Genomic DNA, 13,798 nt, shown 5'->3' with positions numbered 1-13,798 from the left:
ATGGACGAATCCCGCTCGACCAAATGGCTGGTTCCACGGCTGCTGCTGATTGTGGTGGCGATGTTTGCGTTCGGCTTCGCGCTGGTGCCGCTGTACGACGTGATGTGCAAGGCGTTCGGCATCAACGGCAAGACCGGCGACGCCTATCAGGGTGTGCAATCGGTCGATCAGACGCGCCAGATCCGCGTGCAGTTCATGTCGACCAACGCGGCGAATATGGTCTGGGCGTTCTATCCCAAGGCCGATCGGCTGGAGGTGTATCCCGGCGCGGTGAACGAGATGGTGTTCATCGCGCAGAACCCCACTGACAAACCCATGACCGCCCAGGCGGTGCCGAGCGTTTCGCCGGGGCCGGCGGCTGCCTATTTTCACAAGACCGAGTGCTTTTGCTTTACCCAGCAACACCTCAAGCCCGGCGAGCGGATTGAAATGCCGGTGCGTTTCATCGTCGACCGTGACCTGCCCGACGACGTGAAACACCTGACGCTGGCCTACACGCTGTTCGACATTACTCCCAGCCAGAAGCCTGCAACACCCGTCGCCCACAGCGGCGGTTAAGGAGGCCAGACATGACGACGCCCCACGAGCACTATTACGTTCCCGCCCAGAGCAAGTGGCCGATCATTGCCACCCTGGCATTGCTGATCACGATGTTCGGCCTGGGCACCTGGTTCAACGACATGAAGGCCGGACGGCCGGAATCGAACGGGCCGCTGATTTTCTTCGTCGGAGCGCTGCTGGTGGCGTACATGATGTTCGGCTGGTTCGGTGCGGTCGTGCGCGAAGGCCGGGCCGGACTCTACAGCGCACAGATGGATCGCTCGTTCCGCTGGGGCATGGCGTGGTTCATCTTTTCCGAAGTGAGTTTCTTCCTGGCGTTCTTCGGCGTGCTGTTTTACGTGCGCGTCCTGTCCGGCCCATGGCTGGGCGGCGAAGGCGCCAATGCCGTTTCCAATATGCTGTGGCCGAACTTCGAGTACACCTGGCCGATGCTCGACACGCCCGACCCCAAGCTCTATCCAGCGCCCAAAGGCATCATCGACCCCTGGAAACTGCCGCTGATCAATACGGTGTTGCTGGTCAGCTCCAGCGTGACCATCACCTTCGCCCACCACGCGCTCAAGCAAGGCCATCGAACGGCGCTCAAGCGCTGGCTGGCGCTGACCATTCTGTTGGGTTGGACCTTCATTGCGCTGCAGGCCGAGGAATATGTGCACGCCTATCACGAGCTGGGCCTGACCCTGGGTTCGGGAATCTATGGCGCAACGTTCTTCATGCTCACCGGATTTCACGGCGCCCATGTCACCATCGGCACCATCATTTTGTTCGTCATGCTGATGCGCATCCTGCGCGGGCATTTTGATGCCGATCACCAGTTCGGATTTGAGGCGGCAAGCTGGTACTGGCATTTCGTGGATGTGGTGTGGGTCGGCCTGTTCATTTTTGTGTACGTGCTGTAACCGCTCGCGCACGCGCGCTGTGTTCTGGACTTACCAGGTCACATGCGAAACCAGCTGGCCGCTGTAGAAACCCCAGGCGATCAACGCCAGGGTCAGCGCGGCGAGGATGACGCGCAGGGCCAGGGCCTTGACCAGTCGGGTGGACTGGCTGTCGTCTTTGATCAGGAAAAACAGGCCGCTGAACAGGCTGGTCACGGTAGCGGCCAACATAAGAACAATCGCTGCTTTGAGCATGTGAACTCCAGGAGCAATCGCGATGGTGCATTGGAGTATAGGCAGGGCTTTTGATTGGGTCGGGCAGCCGGTATGAGGCGTTTTTCCCCTGGCTGGCTGCCCACATTGATCGTCCTGATGTTATTGCCGACCCTGGTGTCCCTGGGGTTCTGGCAATTGAGCCGCGGCGCGGAAAAGCGCGAGATACTCAGCCACTATGCCGAGCGCCGGGCGGCCGAGCCGGTCAGCCCGACGCAGATTCTCTATGCGGACGAACCGGCCTGGCGGCGCCTGCGGATGCAGGGCCGCTTCGATCCCGAGCACAGCGTGCTGCTGGACAATGCCATTCGGGACGGCAAAGGCGGGGTCGAACTGCTGCAACCCTTTCTCGATCACGCCAGTGGCCTGTGGTTGCTGGTCAACCGGGGCTGGCTGCCCTGGCCGGACCGACGCGCGCTGCCGGCTTTCGACACGCCGGATCAGCGCCTGGAACTCACCGCCTGGGTGTATGAAACCCCCGGCAAGGCGTTTCGTCTGCGAGCCGATGCGCCAACCCATGCGTGGCCGAAGCTGGTGAACTCGGTCGAGCCGGAAGCGCTCTGGCTCGAACTGGGTCGCGAAGGCTATCCCCATGCGCTGCGCCTGGAGCCTGGACCTGCGGCCAACCGGGTCGATTGGCCGGTGGTGGCGATGGGGCCGGAAAAGCATGTGGCCTACGCGGTGCAGTGGTTCGCCCTGGCCTTGGCGTTATTGGTCCTCTACGGCTATCTGGGCTGGCATCAGGGCAAACAGCGTCAGGCGGTTATCCAGCACAGGAGCAGTCATGAACCCCACCGTGATCTCTGAACCGCGGGTCCGGCGCCGTGGGCGCCTGCAACTGGTGCTGCTGATTCTGGTAGCCGTCGTGCCGATGGTACTGGCGACCAGCATGTATCACCTTGGGTTCTGGGTCCCCAAAGGCCGCACCTATCACGGCCAGTTGATCGCCACCGGCCAGAGCCGGGCCGACCTGGGCGTCAGCGCCGATGAGCGGCGCTGGCAGTTGCTGGTCAGCGCGCCGACCCGCTGCGCAACCGACTGCCAGCAGTTGGTGTACCTGGCGCGTCAGGTTCAGATCGGCCTTGGCCGGGATGCCGCCCGCGCCAGCCATGCCCTGGCGACCGGGCAGGCGCCCGATGCCGGCTATGCCGAAAAGCTGCAACGCGAGTACGCCGAATTGAAGCGTTATCCGCTGGATCTGGCCCGCTACTGGCAAACCGTTCCGGGCCTGGACGAGCCTCAGCTGTGGATCATCGACCCCCACGGCAACCTGGTGCTGCGTTACGGCGCTCGGGTCAAAGGCAAGGATCTGCTCGACGACCTGCGACGACTGCTGAAGTTATCGAACATCGGATAAAGGGAGGTCGCCATGACCCGGCCCGGATTTCGTCTCGCCTTGCTCGCCACGCTGCTGGCGCTGGTGGTGGTGCTGCTCGGCGCCTACACGCGCTTGACCCACGCCGGGCTGGGCTGCCCAGACTGGCCCGGCTGCTACGGATTTATCGCCGTACCCAGCAACGATGTTCAACTGGCCCACGCGCAACTGCATTTTCCCCATGCGCCGGTGGAGGCGGACAAAGGCTGGAGCGAGATGATTCATCGGTACTTTGCCGGCGCGCTGGCACTGACCATTCTGCTGCTGGCCGTACAGGCCTGGCGCACCCGGCATCTGGCGGATCAGCCGCTGAAGCTGCCGCTGCTGATCCTGGCGGTGGTCGTGGCCCAGGCCGCATTCGGGATGTGGACCGTGACCCTCCAACTCTGGCCGCCCGTGGTGGTGACGCATCTGCTGGGCGGTTTCGCGACCTTGAGCCTGTTGCTGGTATTGACGCTGCGTCTGGCCGGCATCGCCTCGATCCGGTTGAGCTATCCCGCGCCACTGCGCCGTCTGGCGCGGTTCGGTCTGCTGCTGGTCGTGACGCAGATCGCCTTGGGCGGTTGGGTCAGCGCCAACTACGCGGCCATGGCCTGCACCGATCTGCCGACCTGCCAAGGCCAATGGTGGCCCGATGCGGATTTCACCAACGCCTTCCATGTCCACCAGCACATCGGCCCCAATTACCTGGGCGGACGGCTCGACAGCGAGGCGCGCACGGCCATTCACCTGACCCATCGCATCGGCGCGCTGCTGGTGGTGAGCACGCTTTCCATGCTGGCCTGGCATCTGCTGCGCGCCGGGCTCGGAAAACTGGCCGCCACTCTGATGCTGGTGCTGTTCGCGCAACTCGGGCTGGGCCTCAGCAATGTGCTGCTGCATTTGCCGTTGGGGATCGCATTGGCCCACAACGCCGGAGGCGCAGCGCTGCTGTTGAGTCTGGTGTCGATCAACTATCGGCTGGCGCATTCGACGGCGCAGCCGGCCGCTCATGACCCGTTCAATGGACTGAGGTTCGGCGGACTCACTCGAAGGATGCGATGACATGCTACCCATCACCCGAACGCGACGGCAGACGCTGCTGTGGCGTGATTATCTGGAACTCACCAAACCCAGGGTTGTGATCCTGATGCTGGTGACAGCCAGTGTCGGCATGCTGCTTGCGACCCGGCAGCCCTTGCCGTGGACGGTGCTGGTGTTCGGTAATCTGGGGATCGGCCTGTGTGCAGCGGGCGCGGCGGTCATCAATCATGTGGTGGATCGCCGTATCGACGCGATCATGGCGCGCACCCGTCAGCGGCCCCTGGCTCAAGCGCGCATAGCGCCCGGCGCCGCGCTGGTCTTTGCCCTGCTGCTGGCAGTCACCGGACAGACGTTGCTGCTGACGTTCACCAATCCGCTCACGACGTGGCTGACCCTTGCTTCGCTGCTGGGTTATGCGGTTGTCTATACCGGTTTCCTGAAGCGCGCCACACCGCAGAACATCGTCATCGGCGGCCTGGCCGGCGCTGCGCCACCGCTGCTAGGCTGGGTGGCGGTCAGCGGCCGCCTGGACGCCGAGGCCCTGCTGCTGACGCTGATCATTTTTGCCTGGACGCCGCCGCACTTCTGGTCCCTGGCGATCCATCGCAGAGCTGAGTACGCCAAGGCTGATATTCCGATGCTGCCGGTCACCCACGGCGAGCGATACACCAAAGTCCATATCGTGTTTTATACCTGCATTCTGCTGGCGGTGAGTCTGTTGCCCTACGCCATTCATATGAGCGGCGTGTTGTACCTGATGTGTGCGACCGTACTGGGAATGCGCTTCCTGTGGTGGAGCTGGGTGCTGTACCTTGGCAAACGACCGCACGCGGCAATCGACACCTTCAAATACTCTGTGTGGTATCTGCTGCTGTTGTTTATCGCGCTGCTCGCCGACCACTATCTGTTGCCGAACTCATGACCCGAAATCAGAAAACCGTATTCATCCTGGTCGCCCTCGTGGCGCTCATCATGGGCCTGACCGTGTACCGCGTGCTGTCCGGCAAAGGCTCGGACGACCAGATGGCGCTGATCGACGCTGGGATCATCCTGCTGCCGCAAAGCCGCACCCTGCCCGACCTGCAAATGCTCGACCAGAACGGTGCACCGGTGGCGGTGGATCAATTGAAGGACAAGTGGACGCTGCTGTTCTTCGGCTACACCTTCTGCCCGGACATCTGCCCGACGACACTGGCGCAGATTCGGCAGATTCGCAGCGAGTTATCCACAGAGGATGCGGACAGGCTGCGGGTGGTGCTGGTGAGCGTCGACCCCAACCGCGATACGCCGCAGCGGCTCAATGAGTACCTGGGCTACTTCGACAAGCAGTACATTGGCTTGAGTGCGCCGGTGGCGGACATCCAGACACTGGCTAATGCGGTGAGCGTTCCGTTCATTCCCGCCGACACCAGCAAGCCCAACTACACCGTCGACCACAGCGGCAACCTCGCCCTGCTCGGCCCGGACGGCAGGCAACGCGGCTTCATCCGCGCGCCGCTGAACGGGCAGAAGCTGGTAGAGCGGTTGCCGATGTTATTGCAGCGTCATTAACGCAGCGTGGGAGCGGACCGGGCGGCCCCCGCTTTGTCCGCGAAAAGGTCGGTACATTCGCAACATCTGCTGCGTCTGTAATTATGTCTTCGCGGACAAGTCCGCTCCCACATCCCACAGGTCATATGTGCAGGATCAGAAGGCCGGAACCACGGCGCCTTTGTATTTCTCGACCAGGAACGCTTTGACTTCAGGGCTGTTCAGGGCGGCGGCCAGTTTCTTCATGGCGTCCGAATCCTTGTTGTCCGGGCGGGCAACCAGGATGTTGGCGTAAGGCGATTCAGCACCTTCGATGATCAGCGCGTCCTTGGTTGGGTCCAGCTTGGCGCTCAGGGCATAGTTGGTGTTGATCAGCGCCAGATCGACCTGAGTCAGCACGCGCGGCAGCGTTGCCGCTTCCAGCTCGCGGAATTTCAGGTCCTTGACGTTGGTCACCACGTCCGAAGGCTTGGCCAGGATACTGGTCGGGTCCTTGAGGGTGATCAGGCCGGCCTTGGCCAGCAGCAACAGGGCGCGGCCTTCGTTGGTGGCGTCGTTGGGCAGTGCGACGTTTGCACCACCGGGCAGGTCTTCCAGCTTCTTGAACTTGTCCGAGTAGGCACCGAAAGGCTCGACGTGGACTTTGGCGACAGCCACCAGATCGGTGTTCTTGCCCTTGTTGAATTCATCCAGGTACGGCTGGTGCTGGAAGAAATTGGCGTCCATGCGCTTCTGGGACACCTGCACGTTCGGCTGGATGTAATCGTTGAACACCTTGATGTTGAGGTCCACGCCTTCCTTGGCCAGCGTCGGCTTCACGAACTCGAGGATCTCGGCGTGCGGCACGGCGGACGCCGCGACGGTCAGGGTTTCGTTGGCCTGCGCAGACAGCGCGGTCACCGCAGCAAATACGGCCAGTAGTTTTTTCATGCAACAACTCCTTGGGATGGCCCGGCCCGAGACGGCCGTTGCCAACTGATTCGGTCAACGATGAGTGAAGTGCGCAACCAGTCGGTCGCCGACGGTTTGCAGGATCTGCACCAGTACCAACAGCAATACGACCGTCACGAACATCACATCGTTCTGGAAGCGCTGGTAGCCGTAACGGATAGCCAGGTCGCCCAGGCCGCCGGCGCCCACGGCACCGGCCATGGCGGTGAAGGACACCAGCGCAATCGCCGTGACCGTGATCGCCGCCAGAATGCCGGGGCGCGCCTCAGGCAGCAGCGCCTTGACGATGATCTGCCGGGTCGTGGCGCCCATGGCCTGGGTCGCTTCGATGATGCCGCGATCCACTTCCCGCAAGGCGGTTTCCACCAGACGGGCGAAGAACGGCGTCGCACCGGCAATCAGCGGCGGCAGGGTGCCGAGGATGCCCAGCGAGGTGCCGGTGATGATTTCGGTCAGCGGCATCATTACGATCAGCAGGATGATGAACGGCAGCGCCCGCAACATGTTCACGATCAGGCCGACCGTGGCATACAACTGCTTGTGCTCCAGCAACTGACGCGGCGAGGTAAGGAACATCAGCACGCCCAGCGGCAGGCCGAACAGGATGGTGAAGCCCAGCGAGACGCTGAGCATGATCAGGGTATCGCCGGTGGCGACCCAGATTTCGTACCAATCGACGTTGGAAAACAGATTCAGAAAAGCGTCCATCAGCGCAGGACCTCCATATGCACGTCCGCAGCCGTGAAGCGCGCGAAGGCGGCGTCCATGTCGCCGCCGGTGATGGCCAGTGTCAGCTGCCCGTAAGGCGTATCCTTGATGCGGTCGATGCGACCGGCCAGGATGCTGTAGTCAACGCCGGTTTCCCGGGCAACGGTGCCCAGCAGCGGTGCATAGGTCGCCTCGCCCTGGAACGTCAGGCGCACGATGCGGCCCTGTACATGAGCGAAATCGTCGCGCTGTTCGTTCTCGTCGACCTGCTCGTCTTCCTGCACGAAACGCTTGGTGGTCGGGTGCTTGGGGTGCAGGAACACATCCGCCACGTTGCCTTGCTCGACGATCACGCCGGCATCCATTACCGCCACTTGGTCACAGACGCGACGGATCACGTCCATTTCGTGGGTGATGAGCACGATGGTCAGCTTCAGCTCGCGGTTGATCTCGGCCAGCAGTTGCAGGACCGACGCCGTGGTCTGCGGGTCCAGTGCGCTGGTGGCTTCGTCGCACAGCAGAATCTTGGGCTTGGTCGCCAGGGCGCGGGCAATGCCGACACGCTGTTTCTGGCCGCCGGACAGTTGCGCCGGGTACTTTTTGGCGTGGTCGGACAGCCCGACGCGCGCCAGCAACTCGGCCACACGCTGGTCGATCTGGGCGCGGGGCATGTCGCCGGCCAGGGTCAGCGGCATGGCGACGTTGTCCGCCACGGTCTTGGATGCCAGCAGATTAAAGTGCTGGAAGATCATCCCGACCTGTTGGCGGAAGCGGCGCAGGCCATTGGCGTCGAGTGCGGTGACATCTTCACCATCGACCACGATCTGCCCGCCGCTCGGGGCTTCCAGCCGGTTGATCAGGCGCAGCAACGTGCTCTTGCCGGCGCCGGAGTGACCGATCAGGCCGAACACCTGGCCATTTTCGACGCTCAGGCGGGTAGGGTGCAGGGCCGGTATTTCCTTGCCTGCCACCCGATAGGTTTTGTGGACGTTATGAAACTCGATCACGGAGCGAACCTTGTGGGGGCGCGTTAAGAAATCAGCGCAGTGGGCACGATGCCACTTGCTTCGTTACCCCGGCCGGATTGAGCCGGGCGCGCATTTTAGCCTGTCCGGGCGGCAGTGCTTAGCATTTATTTGTCGGCGACGCTGCGTAAGTGACATAAGGCAACCGCTGGCGCCATTGGCCGTAACGCCGACGGAACGGCTGTTATCAATTTTTGTCATTTCTTGGATACCGTGATTCCTTGCGTTTGCCGCGGGAGTCGGACTTAACCAAACCCAGCTCATGACTGGGTGGTAACCGAGGAGCAAGACTGATGGCTAGCGAAAACAAGCCGCCTTTGGGCGACACCGCCAAAAGCGCACTGGCAGGCACCGACACCCTCGACCGTGGCAACACCAACGCCAAGCTGGACCAACTCGAGCAGTTCCGCTCCGATGCCACCGAGCAAGCGCTGCGCACCAACCACGGCGTGAAGATCGCTGACAACCAGAACACACTCAAGGTCGGCAGCCGCGGCCCGTCGCTGCTGGAAGACTTCATCATGCGTGAAAAGATCACGCACTTTGACCATGAACGCATCCCGGAGCGCATCGTTCACGCCCGCGGCACGGCGGCTCACGGTTACTTCCAGACCTATGAAAACCACGGTGCCCTCAGCAAGGCCGGTTTCCTGCGCAATCCTGAGCACAAGACGCCGGTGTTCGTGCGCTTCTCCACCGTGCAAGGCCCGCGCGGCTCGGGCGACACCGTGCGTGACGTGCGCGGCTTCGCAGTCAAGTTCTACACCGAGGAAGGCAACTTCGATCTGGTCGGCAACAACATGCCGGTCTTCTTCATTCAGGACGCCGTGAAGTTTCCGGACTTCGTGCATGCGGTGAAGCCTGAGCCACACAACGAAATTCCAACCGGCGGCTCGGCGCACGACACGTTCTGGGATTTTGTGTCGCTGGTGCCTGAATCCGCGCACATGGTGCTGTGGGCCATGTCCGACCGTGCTATTCCGAAAAGCCTGCGCACCATGCAAGGCTTCGGTATCCATACCTTCCGCATGATCAACACCGAAGGTAAATCGACCTTCGTGAAATTCCACTGGAAGCCCAAGCAAGGCGTCTGTTCGCTGGTCTGGGATGAAGCGCAGAAGCTGGCCGGCAAGGACACCGACTACCACCGCCGCGACCTGTGGGAGTCCATCGAGATGGGCGACTACCCGGAATGGGAACTGGGCGTGCAGATCGTGCCGGAAGAAGACGAGCACAAGTTCGACTTCGACCTGCTCGACCCGACCAAGATCATTCCCGAAGAACTGGTGCCGGTGACGCCGCTGGGCAAGATGGTGCTCAACCGCAACCCGGACAACTTCTTCGCCGAAGTCGAGCAGGTCGCGTTCTGCCCGGGCCACATCGTGCCGGGTATCGATTTCTCCAACGACCCGCTGCTGCAGGGCCGCCTGTTTTCCTACACCGACACGCAGATCAGCCGTCTTGGTGGACCGAACTTCCACGAGATCCCGATCAACCGCCCGGTCGCGCCGAACCACAATGGTCAACGTGATGCCCAGCATCGCACCACTATCGACAAGGGCCGCGCTTCCTACGAGCCCAACTCCATCGATGGCGGCTGGCCGAAGGAAACACCGGCCGGTCCTGTGGACGGCGGTTTCGAGACCTATCCTGAGCGCATCGAAGCGCACAAAGTGCGTGAGCGCAGCGAGTCGTTCTCGGATCATTTCTCCCAGGCGACGCTGTTCTTCCAGAGCATGAGCCATCACGAGAAAGAGCACATCATCGCGGCCTACAGCTTCGAGCTGGGCAAGGTGGATCGCGAGTTCATTCGGGCGCGTCAGGTCAACGAGATCCTCGCTAACATCGACCTGGAACTGGCCAGCCGCGTGGCCGCCAATCTGGGCTTGCCGGCACCCACTGCCGGGACCGTGCCTGCACGCGATACCTCGATCAAGGAATCGCCGGCGCTGAGCCAGGTAAACCTGCTGTCAGGTGACATCGTGTCCCGCAAGGTCGCGATTCTGGTCGCCAACGGGGTAGATGGCACGGCCGTCGAGACCATGAAAGCCGCGCTGGCTGCCAAAGGCGCTCATGCCAAGGTCCTCGGCCCGACGTCGGCGCCGGTGACAACGGCGGATGGCAAGACACTGCCGGTGGATGCTTCGGCGGAAGGTCTGCCATCGATCGCATTCGATGCGGTATTCGTACCGGGCGGCGCGGATTCGATCAAGGCACTGAGCACCGACGGCGTGGCGCTGCACTACATCCTGGAAGCCTACAAGCACCTCAAGGCCATCTCGCTGTCCGGCGAGGCCAAGTCGTTGCTTCAGCTGCTGCATCTGGATGAAGACGCCGGTTTGTTGGTGGTGTCCGATAGCGCTTCCTACGAAGCGTTCTTCAACGCCATCGCCCAGCATCGGGTGTGGGCACGTGAGCCGAAGGCCAAGGCTGTTCCGGCCTGACCAAGTCGCCGCTCCTGCAGGCAATAGACCTGTAGGAGCGGACCGGACGGCGCTCCGCTTGTCCGCGAAGGCATGTGTTCAGCCGCTAAATCTAATGCGGATGTACCGGCCTCTTCGTGAGCAAGGCGGAACGCCGCCCCGGTCGCTCCTACGGGCCACGCGTGTCGCTGGCCGGCAAATGAATCTATCAGGACCTGGCGGGAGTCAGGACGATCCGAGCGTGTTCGGTGCGGTCGATCTGGCGGCGCAGTTCCAGTTCGAAACTCGGGTTGAGCTTCACCACGCGCTTGGTCAGCAACGTGGCCAGCCACGGATAATCATCGGTGCGCGGCACCACGATCAGCACTTCGCAATTGAACGCTACGGTATCCGCCGCGATGGCATCCAACTGCCGACGCAACTCTGCCATATCGCCGATTTTAAGGTCGATGGTGGTGCTTTCGGCTGACGGATCGATCAGCTTCGCGACCCGCCGCGCTTCGGCTTCACGCAATTCGGCTTCCGCCTTTTCCAGCTCGGCCTTGCGCGCGTGGGCGATGGCGCCATTGACACCACTGGTCAATGCCGGAGCCTTGGGCATCAATGCGCGGGCGCGGGTCAGTGCAGTGGCGGCGGCGTTCATGTCGCCCTTCTGCAAACCGATCTGGCTACGGCTCAGATAAGCTTCCGCCAGCCTGCGCTGGGCGGGTTCAAGTCGGGCGTCATCCGGTGCAGAGGCCTGCAAGGCGGCCAACTGCTCTTCAGCGGTCGCCAGCTCATTGCCGGCAATGCTTTGTTCAAGCTGAGCAAACCCATCTGGCTGGACTTCGGCCACGGGCGTTTCAACCGTTGGCGTGCTTTGGCAGGCACCCAACAGGACGGAAAATGCGACCAGCAGCAGATAGCGTGAGGCGAGCGGCTTCATTCCTGCGATTCTCTAGTTTGCGCAAAAAACGAGCAAGTCTACACCGCTCGCTTGGGGAGAACAAAGCTGAGCAAGAACAGCGCTGCGGCGCAGACGACGATAGACGGCCCGGCTGGCGTGTCCTTGAACCAGGACAACGATAGCCCAATACCCACTGCCGTCACGCCCAACAGACTCGCGCCCAGTGCCATTTGTTCCGGTGAGCGGGCGTGACGCTGTGCCGCAGCGGCGGGAATGATCAGCAACGAGGTGATCAGCAACACGCCGACGATCTTCATGGCTACTGCGATGACCACGGCAATCAGCAGCATCAGGGTCATGCGCAACGCAGCCACAGGAAGCCCTTCGACCTTCGCCAGTTCCTCATGCACGGTGATCGCCAGCAGCGGCCGCCACAGTGCGACGATAAGCACCAGCACCAACGCGCTGCCGCCCATAATCCACGCCAGGTCGGTCGGGCTGATCGCCAGCAGGTCGCCGAACAGGTAGGCCATCAGGTCGATACGCACTTCATGCATGAAGCTCAGCACCACCAACCCCAGCGACAAAGTGCTGGGCGCCAGAATGCCCAGCAGCGTATCGGACGCCAGCGGCTGGCGCTGTTGCAGCGTCACCAGCAGGATCGCCAGCAGCAGACAGCCGCAGGTCACGGCGATGGTCGGGCTGACATCCAGCAGAAAACCCAGGGCAACGCCGAGCAGCGCCGCGTGGGACAAGGTGTCGCCGAAATACGCCATGCGCCGCCAGACCACGAACGATCCCAACGGGCCGGCAACGACAGCAAGGGCCAGGCCTGCGAGCAAGGCGTAGAGTAGAAAATCAGCCATGCTTGCAGCTGTCTCCGTGAACATGTGTGTGAACGTGGGGTGCGGCGGGCGAGGCATCGCTCACCACTTCGCCGTGCAGATCGTGGGCGTGGTCGTGGTGGTGGTGATAGATCGCCAGGCTTTGCGCGTTCTTGCCGAACAGCTCGACGAACGCCGGATCGTGGCTGACCTGTTCGGGATGCCCCGAGCAGCAGACGTGCCGGTTCAGGCACACCACCTGGTCAGTGGTGCTCATCACCAGATGCAGATCATGGGAGACCATCAGCACGCCGCAGCCATGGCGGTCGCGCAGGCGGGTGATCAGACTGTACAGCTCGGCCTGCCCGGCAACATCCACGCCCTGGACCGGCTCGTCGAGCACCAGCAGTTCAGGTTTGCGCAGCAACGCACGGGCCAGCAGGACGCGCTGCATCTCGCCGCCGGAGATCCCTTGCAACGGGCTGTCGATGACCTTTCCCGCGCCGACTTCTTCGAGCGCGGCCAGCGCGGCGGCCCGATCGACGCCCGGCACCAGGCGCAGAAAGCGCAGCACCGAAAGCGGCAATGTCTGGTCGACGTGCAGCTTTTGCGGCATGTAACCGATCCGCAACTTGGGTTTTCGCCATACCGTGCCTGCGTCCGGCTTGAGCAATCCGAGCACCGCTCGCACCAGGGTCGTCTTGCCGGCGCCGTTGGGGCCGATCAAGGTGACGATCTGCCCAGGCTCTACGCTTAGCTGAATGTTATCCAGTACGTTTTGCCCGGAAAGCGTGACCGCAACCCGCTCCAGGCGAATCAAGGCTGTGCTCATCAGGCGGCCTTGCAACCGGAGCAGATACCGACGATTTCGACTGTCTGCCCTTCCACCATGAAGCCGACTTCAGCGGCGGCATTCACCACCGCGTTGCTGATGCTTTCGTGCTGCAGCTCGATGGCGGCGTGGCACTCGCGGCAGATCAGGAACTGGCCCTGATGCGCGTGGGTCGGGTGGTTACAGCCGGTGAATGCGTTGAGCGATGCGATCCGATGCACCAGGCCGTTTTCCAGCAGGAAATCCAGCGCCCGATAAACGGTCGGCGGCGCGGCGCGGCGGCCGTCTTCGTCGCTGAGCACCGCAAGGATGTCGTAGGCACCCAGCGGCTTGTGACTTTGCCAGACCAGTTCCAGCACACGGCGACGCAGCGCCGTCAGGCGCAGACCTTGCCGGGCGCACAGCGTATCGGCTTCGGTGAGGGCCGAATGCACGCAGTGGGAATGATCATGTGGGCGGCTGGCCAGAGGTGTAATAGTCATGAGCGGGCGACGATAATTGTGAGAGAC

At 62.4% G+C, this 13,798-nt stretch carries 16 protein-coding genes; 8 read left to right on the top strand and 8 right to left on the bottom strand.

Annotation, left to right across the window (positions count from 1 at the left end):
- Positions 1-558, top strand: coding sequence for a cytochrome c oxidase assembly protein (locus EGJ27_RS05440; RefSeq protein ID WP_125829709.1), 558 nt, complete (start codon positions 1-3; stop codon positions 556-558).
- A gap of 11 nt (positions 559-569) precedes the next feature.
- Positions 570-1,460: a cytochrome c oxidase subunit 3 gene (locus EGJ27_RS05435; RefSeq protein WP_125829708.1), complete on the top strand. Its 891-nt coding sequence runs from the start codon at positions 570-572 to the stop codon at positions 1,458-1,460.
- A gap of 30 nt (positions 1,461-1,490) precedes the next feature.
- Here EGJ27_RS05435 and EGJ27_RS05430 read toward each other — a convergent pair whose 3' ends face one another.
- Positions 1,491-1,694, bottom strand: a complete 204-nt coding sequence (locus tag EGJ27_RS05430) for a twin transmembrane helix small protein (protein ID WP_125829707.1) — start codon at positions 1,692-1,694, stop codon at positions 1,491-1,493.
- Between the two features lie 72 nt (positions 1,695-1,766).
- On the opposite strand from EGJ27_RS05430, the gene EGJ27_RS05425 reads away from it, so the two are divergent.
- From EGJ27_RS05425 to EGJ27_RS05405, 5 genes are read left to right on the top strand one after another with little or no spacing between them, the layout of a single operon-like run.
- Positions 1,767-2,519: an SURF1 family protein gene (locus EGJ27_RS05425; protein WP_125829706.1), complete on the top strand. Its 753-nt coding sequence runs from the start codon at positions 1,767-1,769 to the stop codon at positions 2,517-2,519.
- The gene (locus EGJ27_RS05420) at positions 2,497-3,069 is read left to right on the top strand and encodes a hypothetical protein (protein WP_125829705.1); all 573 of its coding nucleotides are present in this window, start codon (positions 2,497-2,499) and stop codon (positions 3,067-3,069) included. Before EGJ27_RS05425 ends, EGJ27_RS05420 begins: the two co-directional genes overlap by 23 nt.
- Before the next feature lie 12 nt (positions 3,070-3,081).
- On the top strand, positions 3,082-4,131 hold the full coding sequence (locus EGJ27_RS05415) for a heme A synthase (RefSeq protein ID WP_125829704.1): 1,050 nt from the start codon (positions 3,082-3,084) through the stop codon (positions 4,129-4,131).
- Position 4,132: 1 nt separating this feature from the next.
- On the top strand, positions 4,133-5,032 hold the full coding sequence (cyoE, locus tag EGJ27_RS05410) for a heme o synthase (RefSeq protein WP_125829703.1): 900 nt from the start codon (positions 4,133-4,135) through the stop codon (positions 5,030-5,032).
- The gene (locus EGJ27_RS05405; protein ID WP_125829702.1) at positions 5,029-5,661 is read left to right on the top strand and encodes an SCO family protein; all 633 of its coding nucleotides are present in this window, start codon (positions 5,029-5,031) and stop codon (positions 5,659-5,661) included. Before cyoE ends, EGJ27_RS05405 begins: the two co-directional genes overlap by 4 nt.
- Before the next feature lie 135 nt (positions 5,662-5,796).
- Here EGJ27_RS05405 and EGJ27_RS05400 read toward each other — a convergent pair whose 3' ends face one another.
- Genes EGJ27_RS05400 through EGJ27_RS05390 form a run of 3 tightly spaced genes read right to left on the bottom strand, consistent with a single transcriptional unit; the run spans position 5,797 to position 8,306 of the window.
- On the bottom strand, positions 5,797-6,570 hold the full coding sequence (locus EGJ27_RS05400; RefSeq protein ID WP_125829701.1) for a MetQ/NlpA family ABC transporter substrate-binding protein: 774 nt from the start codon (positions 6,568-6,570) through the stop codon (positions 5,797-5,799).
- 54 nt (positions 6,571-6,624) lie between these two features.
- Positions 6,625-7,299: a methionine ABC transporter permease gene (locus tag EGJ27_RS05395; protein WP_125829700.1), complete on the bottom strand. Its 675-nt coding sequence runs from the start codon at positions 7,297-7,299 to the stop codon at positions 6,625-6,627.
- A complete protein-coding gene (locus EGJ27_RS05390) occupies positions 7,299-8,306 on the bottom strand; it encodes a methionine ABC transporter ATP-binding protein (RefSeq protein ID WP_125829699.1) in 1,008 nt (335 codons plus the stop codon). The genes EGJ27_RS05395 and EGJ27_RS05390 overlap by 1 nt, the downstream gene beginning before the upstream one ends.
- 311 nt (positions 8,307-8,617) lie before the next feature.
- Between EGJ27_RS05390 and katE the strand changes: the two genes are divergently transcribed.
- Complete coding sequence (gene katE / locus EGJ27_RS05385) at positions 8,618-10,768, top strand: catalase HPII (RefSeq protein ID WP_125829698.1); 2,151 nt, start codon at positions 8,618-8,620, stop codon at positions 10,766-10,768.
- Positions 10,769-10,955: 187 nt separating this feature from the next.
- Here katE and EGJ27_RS05380 read toward each other — a convergent pair whose 3' ends face one another.
- The 4 genes from EGJ27_RS05380 to EGJ27_RS05365 are packed head-to-tail and all read right to left on the bottom strand — an operon-like array spanning position 10,956 to position 13,771.
- On the bottom strand, positions 10,956-11,672 hold the full coding sequence (locus EGJ27_RS05380; RefSeq protein ID WP_125829697.1) for a PA5502 family lipoprotein: 717 nt from the start codon (positions 11,670-11,672) through the stop codon (positions 10,956-10,958).
- 38 nt (positions 11,673-11,710) lie between these two features.
- Positions 11,711-12,499, bottom strand: coding sequence for a zinc ABC transporter permease subunit ZnuB (gene znuB / locus EGJ27_RS05375; RefSeq protein ID WP_125829696.1), 789 nt, complete (start codon positions 12,497-12,499; stop codon positions 11,711-11,713).
- Positions 12,492-13,289, bottom strand: a complete 798-nt coding sequence (gene znuC / locus EGJ27_RS05370) for a zinc ABC transporter ATP-binding protein ZnuC (protein ID WP_125829695.1) — start codon at positions 13,287-13,289, stop codon at positions 12,492-12,494. The genes znuB and znuC overlap by 8 nt, the downstream gene beginning before the upstream one ends.
- Positions 13,289-13,771, bottom strand: coding sequence for a Fur family transcriptional regulator (locus EGJ27_RS05365; RefSeq protein WP_125829694.1), 483 nt, complete (start codon positions 13,769-13,771; stop codon positions 13,289-13,291). Before EGJ27_RS05365 ends, znuC begins: the two co-directional genes overlap by 1 nt.
- Positions 13,772-13,798: the final 27 nt, after the last annotated feature.

The sequence above is a fragment of the Pseudomonas sp. v388 genome, from assembly GCF_003935425.1.
Classification (GTDB): Bacteria; Pseudomonadota; Gammaproteobacteria; order Pseudomonadales; family Pseudomonadaceae; genus Aquipseudomonas.
The sequence above is the reverse complement of the archived record's forward strand: the minus strand, read 5'-3'. Positions and strand labels throughout refer to the sequence as shown.

Coding starts and splice junctions, on each gene's coding strand:
- EGJ27_RS05440 (WP_125829709.1), top strand. CDS start 1: ATGGACGAATCCCGCTCGACCAAATGGCTGGTTCCACGGCTGCTGCTG.
- EGJ27_RS05435 (WP_125829708.1), top strand. CDS start 570: ATGACGACGCCCCACGAGCACTATTACGTTCCCGCCCAGAGCAAGTGG.
- EGJ27_RS05430 (WP_125829707.1), bottom strand. CDS start 1,694: ATGCTCAAAGCAGCGATTGTTCTTATGTTGGCCGCTACCGTGACCAGC.
- EGJ27_RS05425 (WP_125829706.1), top strand. CDS start 1,767: ATGAGGCGTTTTTCCCCTGGCTGGCTGCCCACATTGATCGTCCTGATG.
- EGJ27_RS05420 (WP_125829705.1), top strand. CDS start 2,497: ATGAACCCCACCGTGATCTCTGAACCGCGGGTCCGGCGCCGTGGGCGC.
- EGJ27_RS05415 (WP_125829704.1), top strand. CDS start 3,082: ATGACCCGGCCCGGATTTCGTCTCGCCTTGCTCGCCACGCTGCTGGCG.
- cyoE (WP_125829703.1), top strand. CDS start 4,133: ATGCTACCCATCACCCGAACGCGACGGCAGACGCTGCTGTGGCGTGAT.
- EGJ27_RS05405 (WP_125829702.1), top strand. CDS start 5,029: ATGACCCGAAATCAGAAAACCGTATTCATCCTGGTCGCCCTCGTGGCG.
- EGJ27_RS05400 (WP_125829701.1), bottom strand. CDS start 6,570: ATGAAAAAACTACTGGCCGTATTTGCTGCGGTGACCGCGCTGTCTGCG.
- EGJ27_RS05395 (WP_125829700.1), bottom strand. CDS start 7,299: ATGGACGCTTTTCTGAATCTGTTTTCCAACGTCGATTGGTACGAAATC.
- katE (WP_125829698.1), top strand. CDS start 8,618: ATGGCTAGCGAAAACAAGCCGCCTTTGGGCGACACCGCCAAAAGCGCA.
- EGJ27_RS05380 (WP_125829697.1), bottom strand. CDS start 11,672: ATGAAGCCGCTCGCCTCACGCTATCTGCTGCTGGTCGCATTTTCCGTC.
- znuB (WP_125829696.1), bottom strand. CDS start 12,499: ATGGCTGATTTTCTACTCTACGCCTTGCTCGCAGGCCTGGCCCTTGCT.
- znuC (WP_125829695.1), bottom strand. CDS start 13,289: ATGAGCACAGCCTTGATTCGCCTGGAGCGGGTTGCGGTCACGCTTTCC.
- EGJ27_RS05365 (WP_125829694.1), bottom strand. CDS start 13,771: ATGACTATTACACCTCTGGCCAGCCGCCCACATGATCATTCCCACTGC.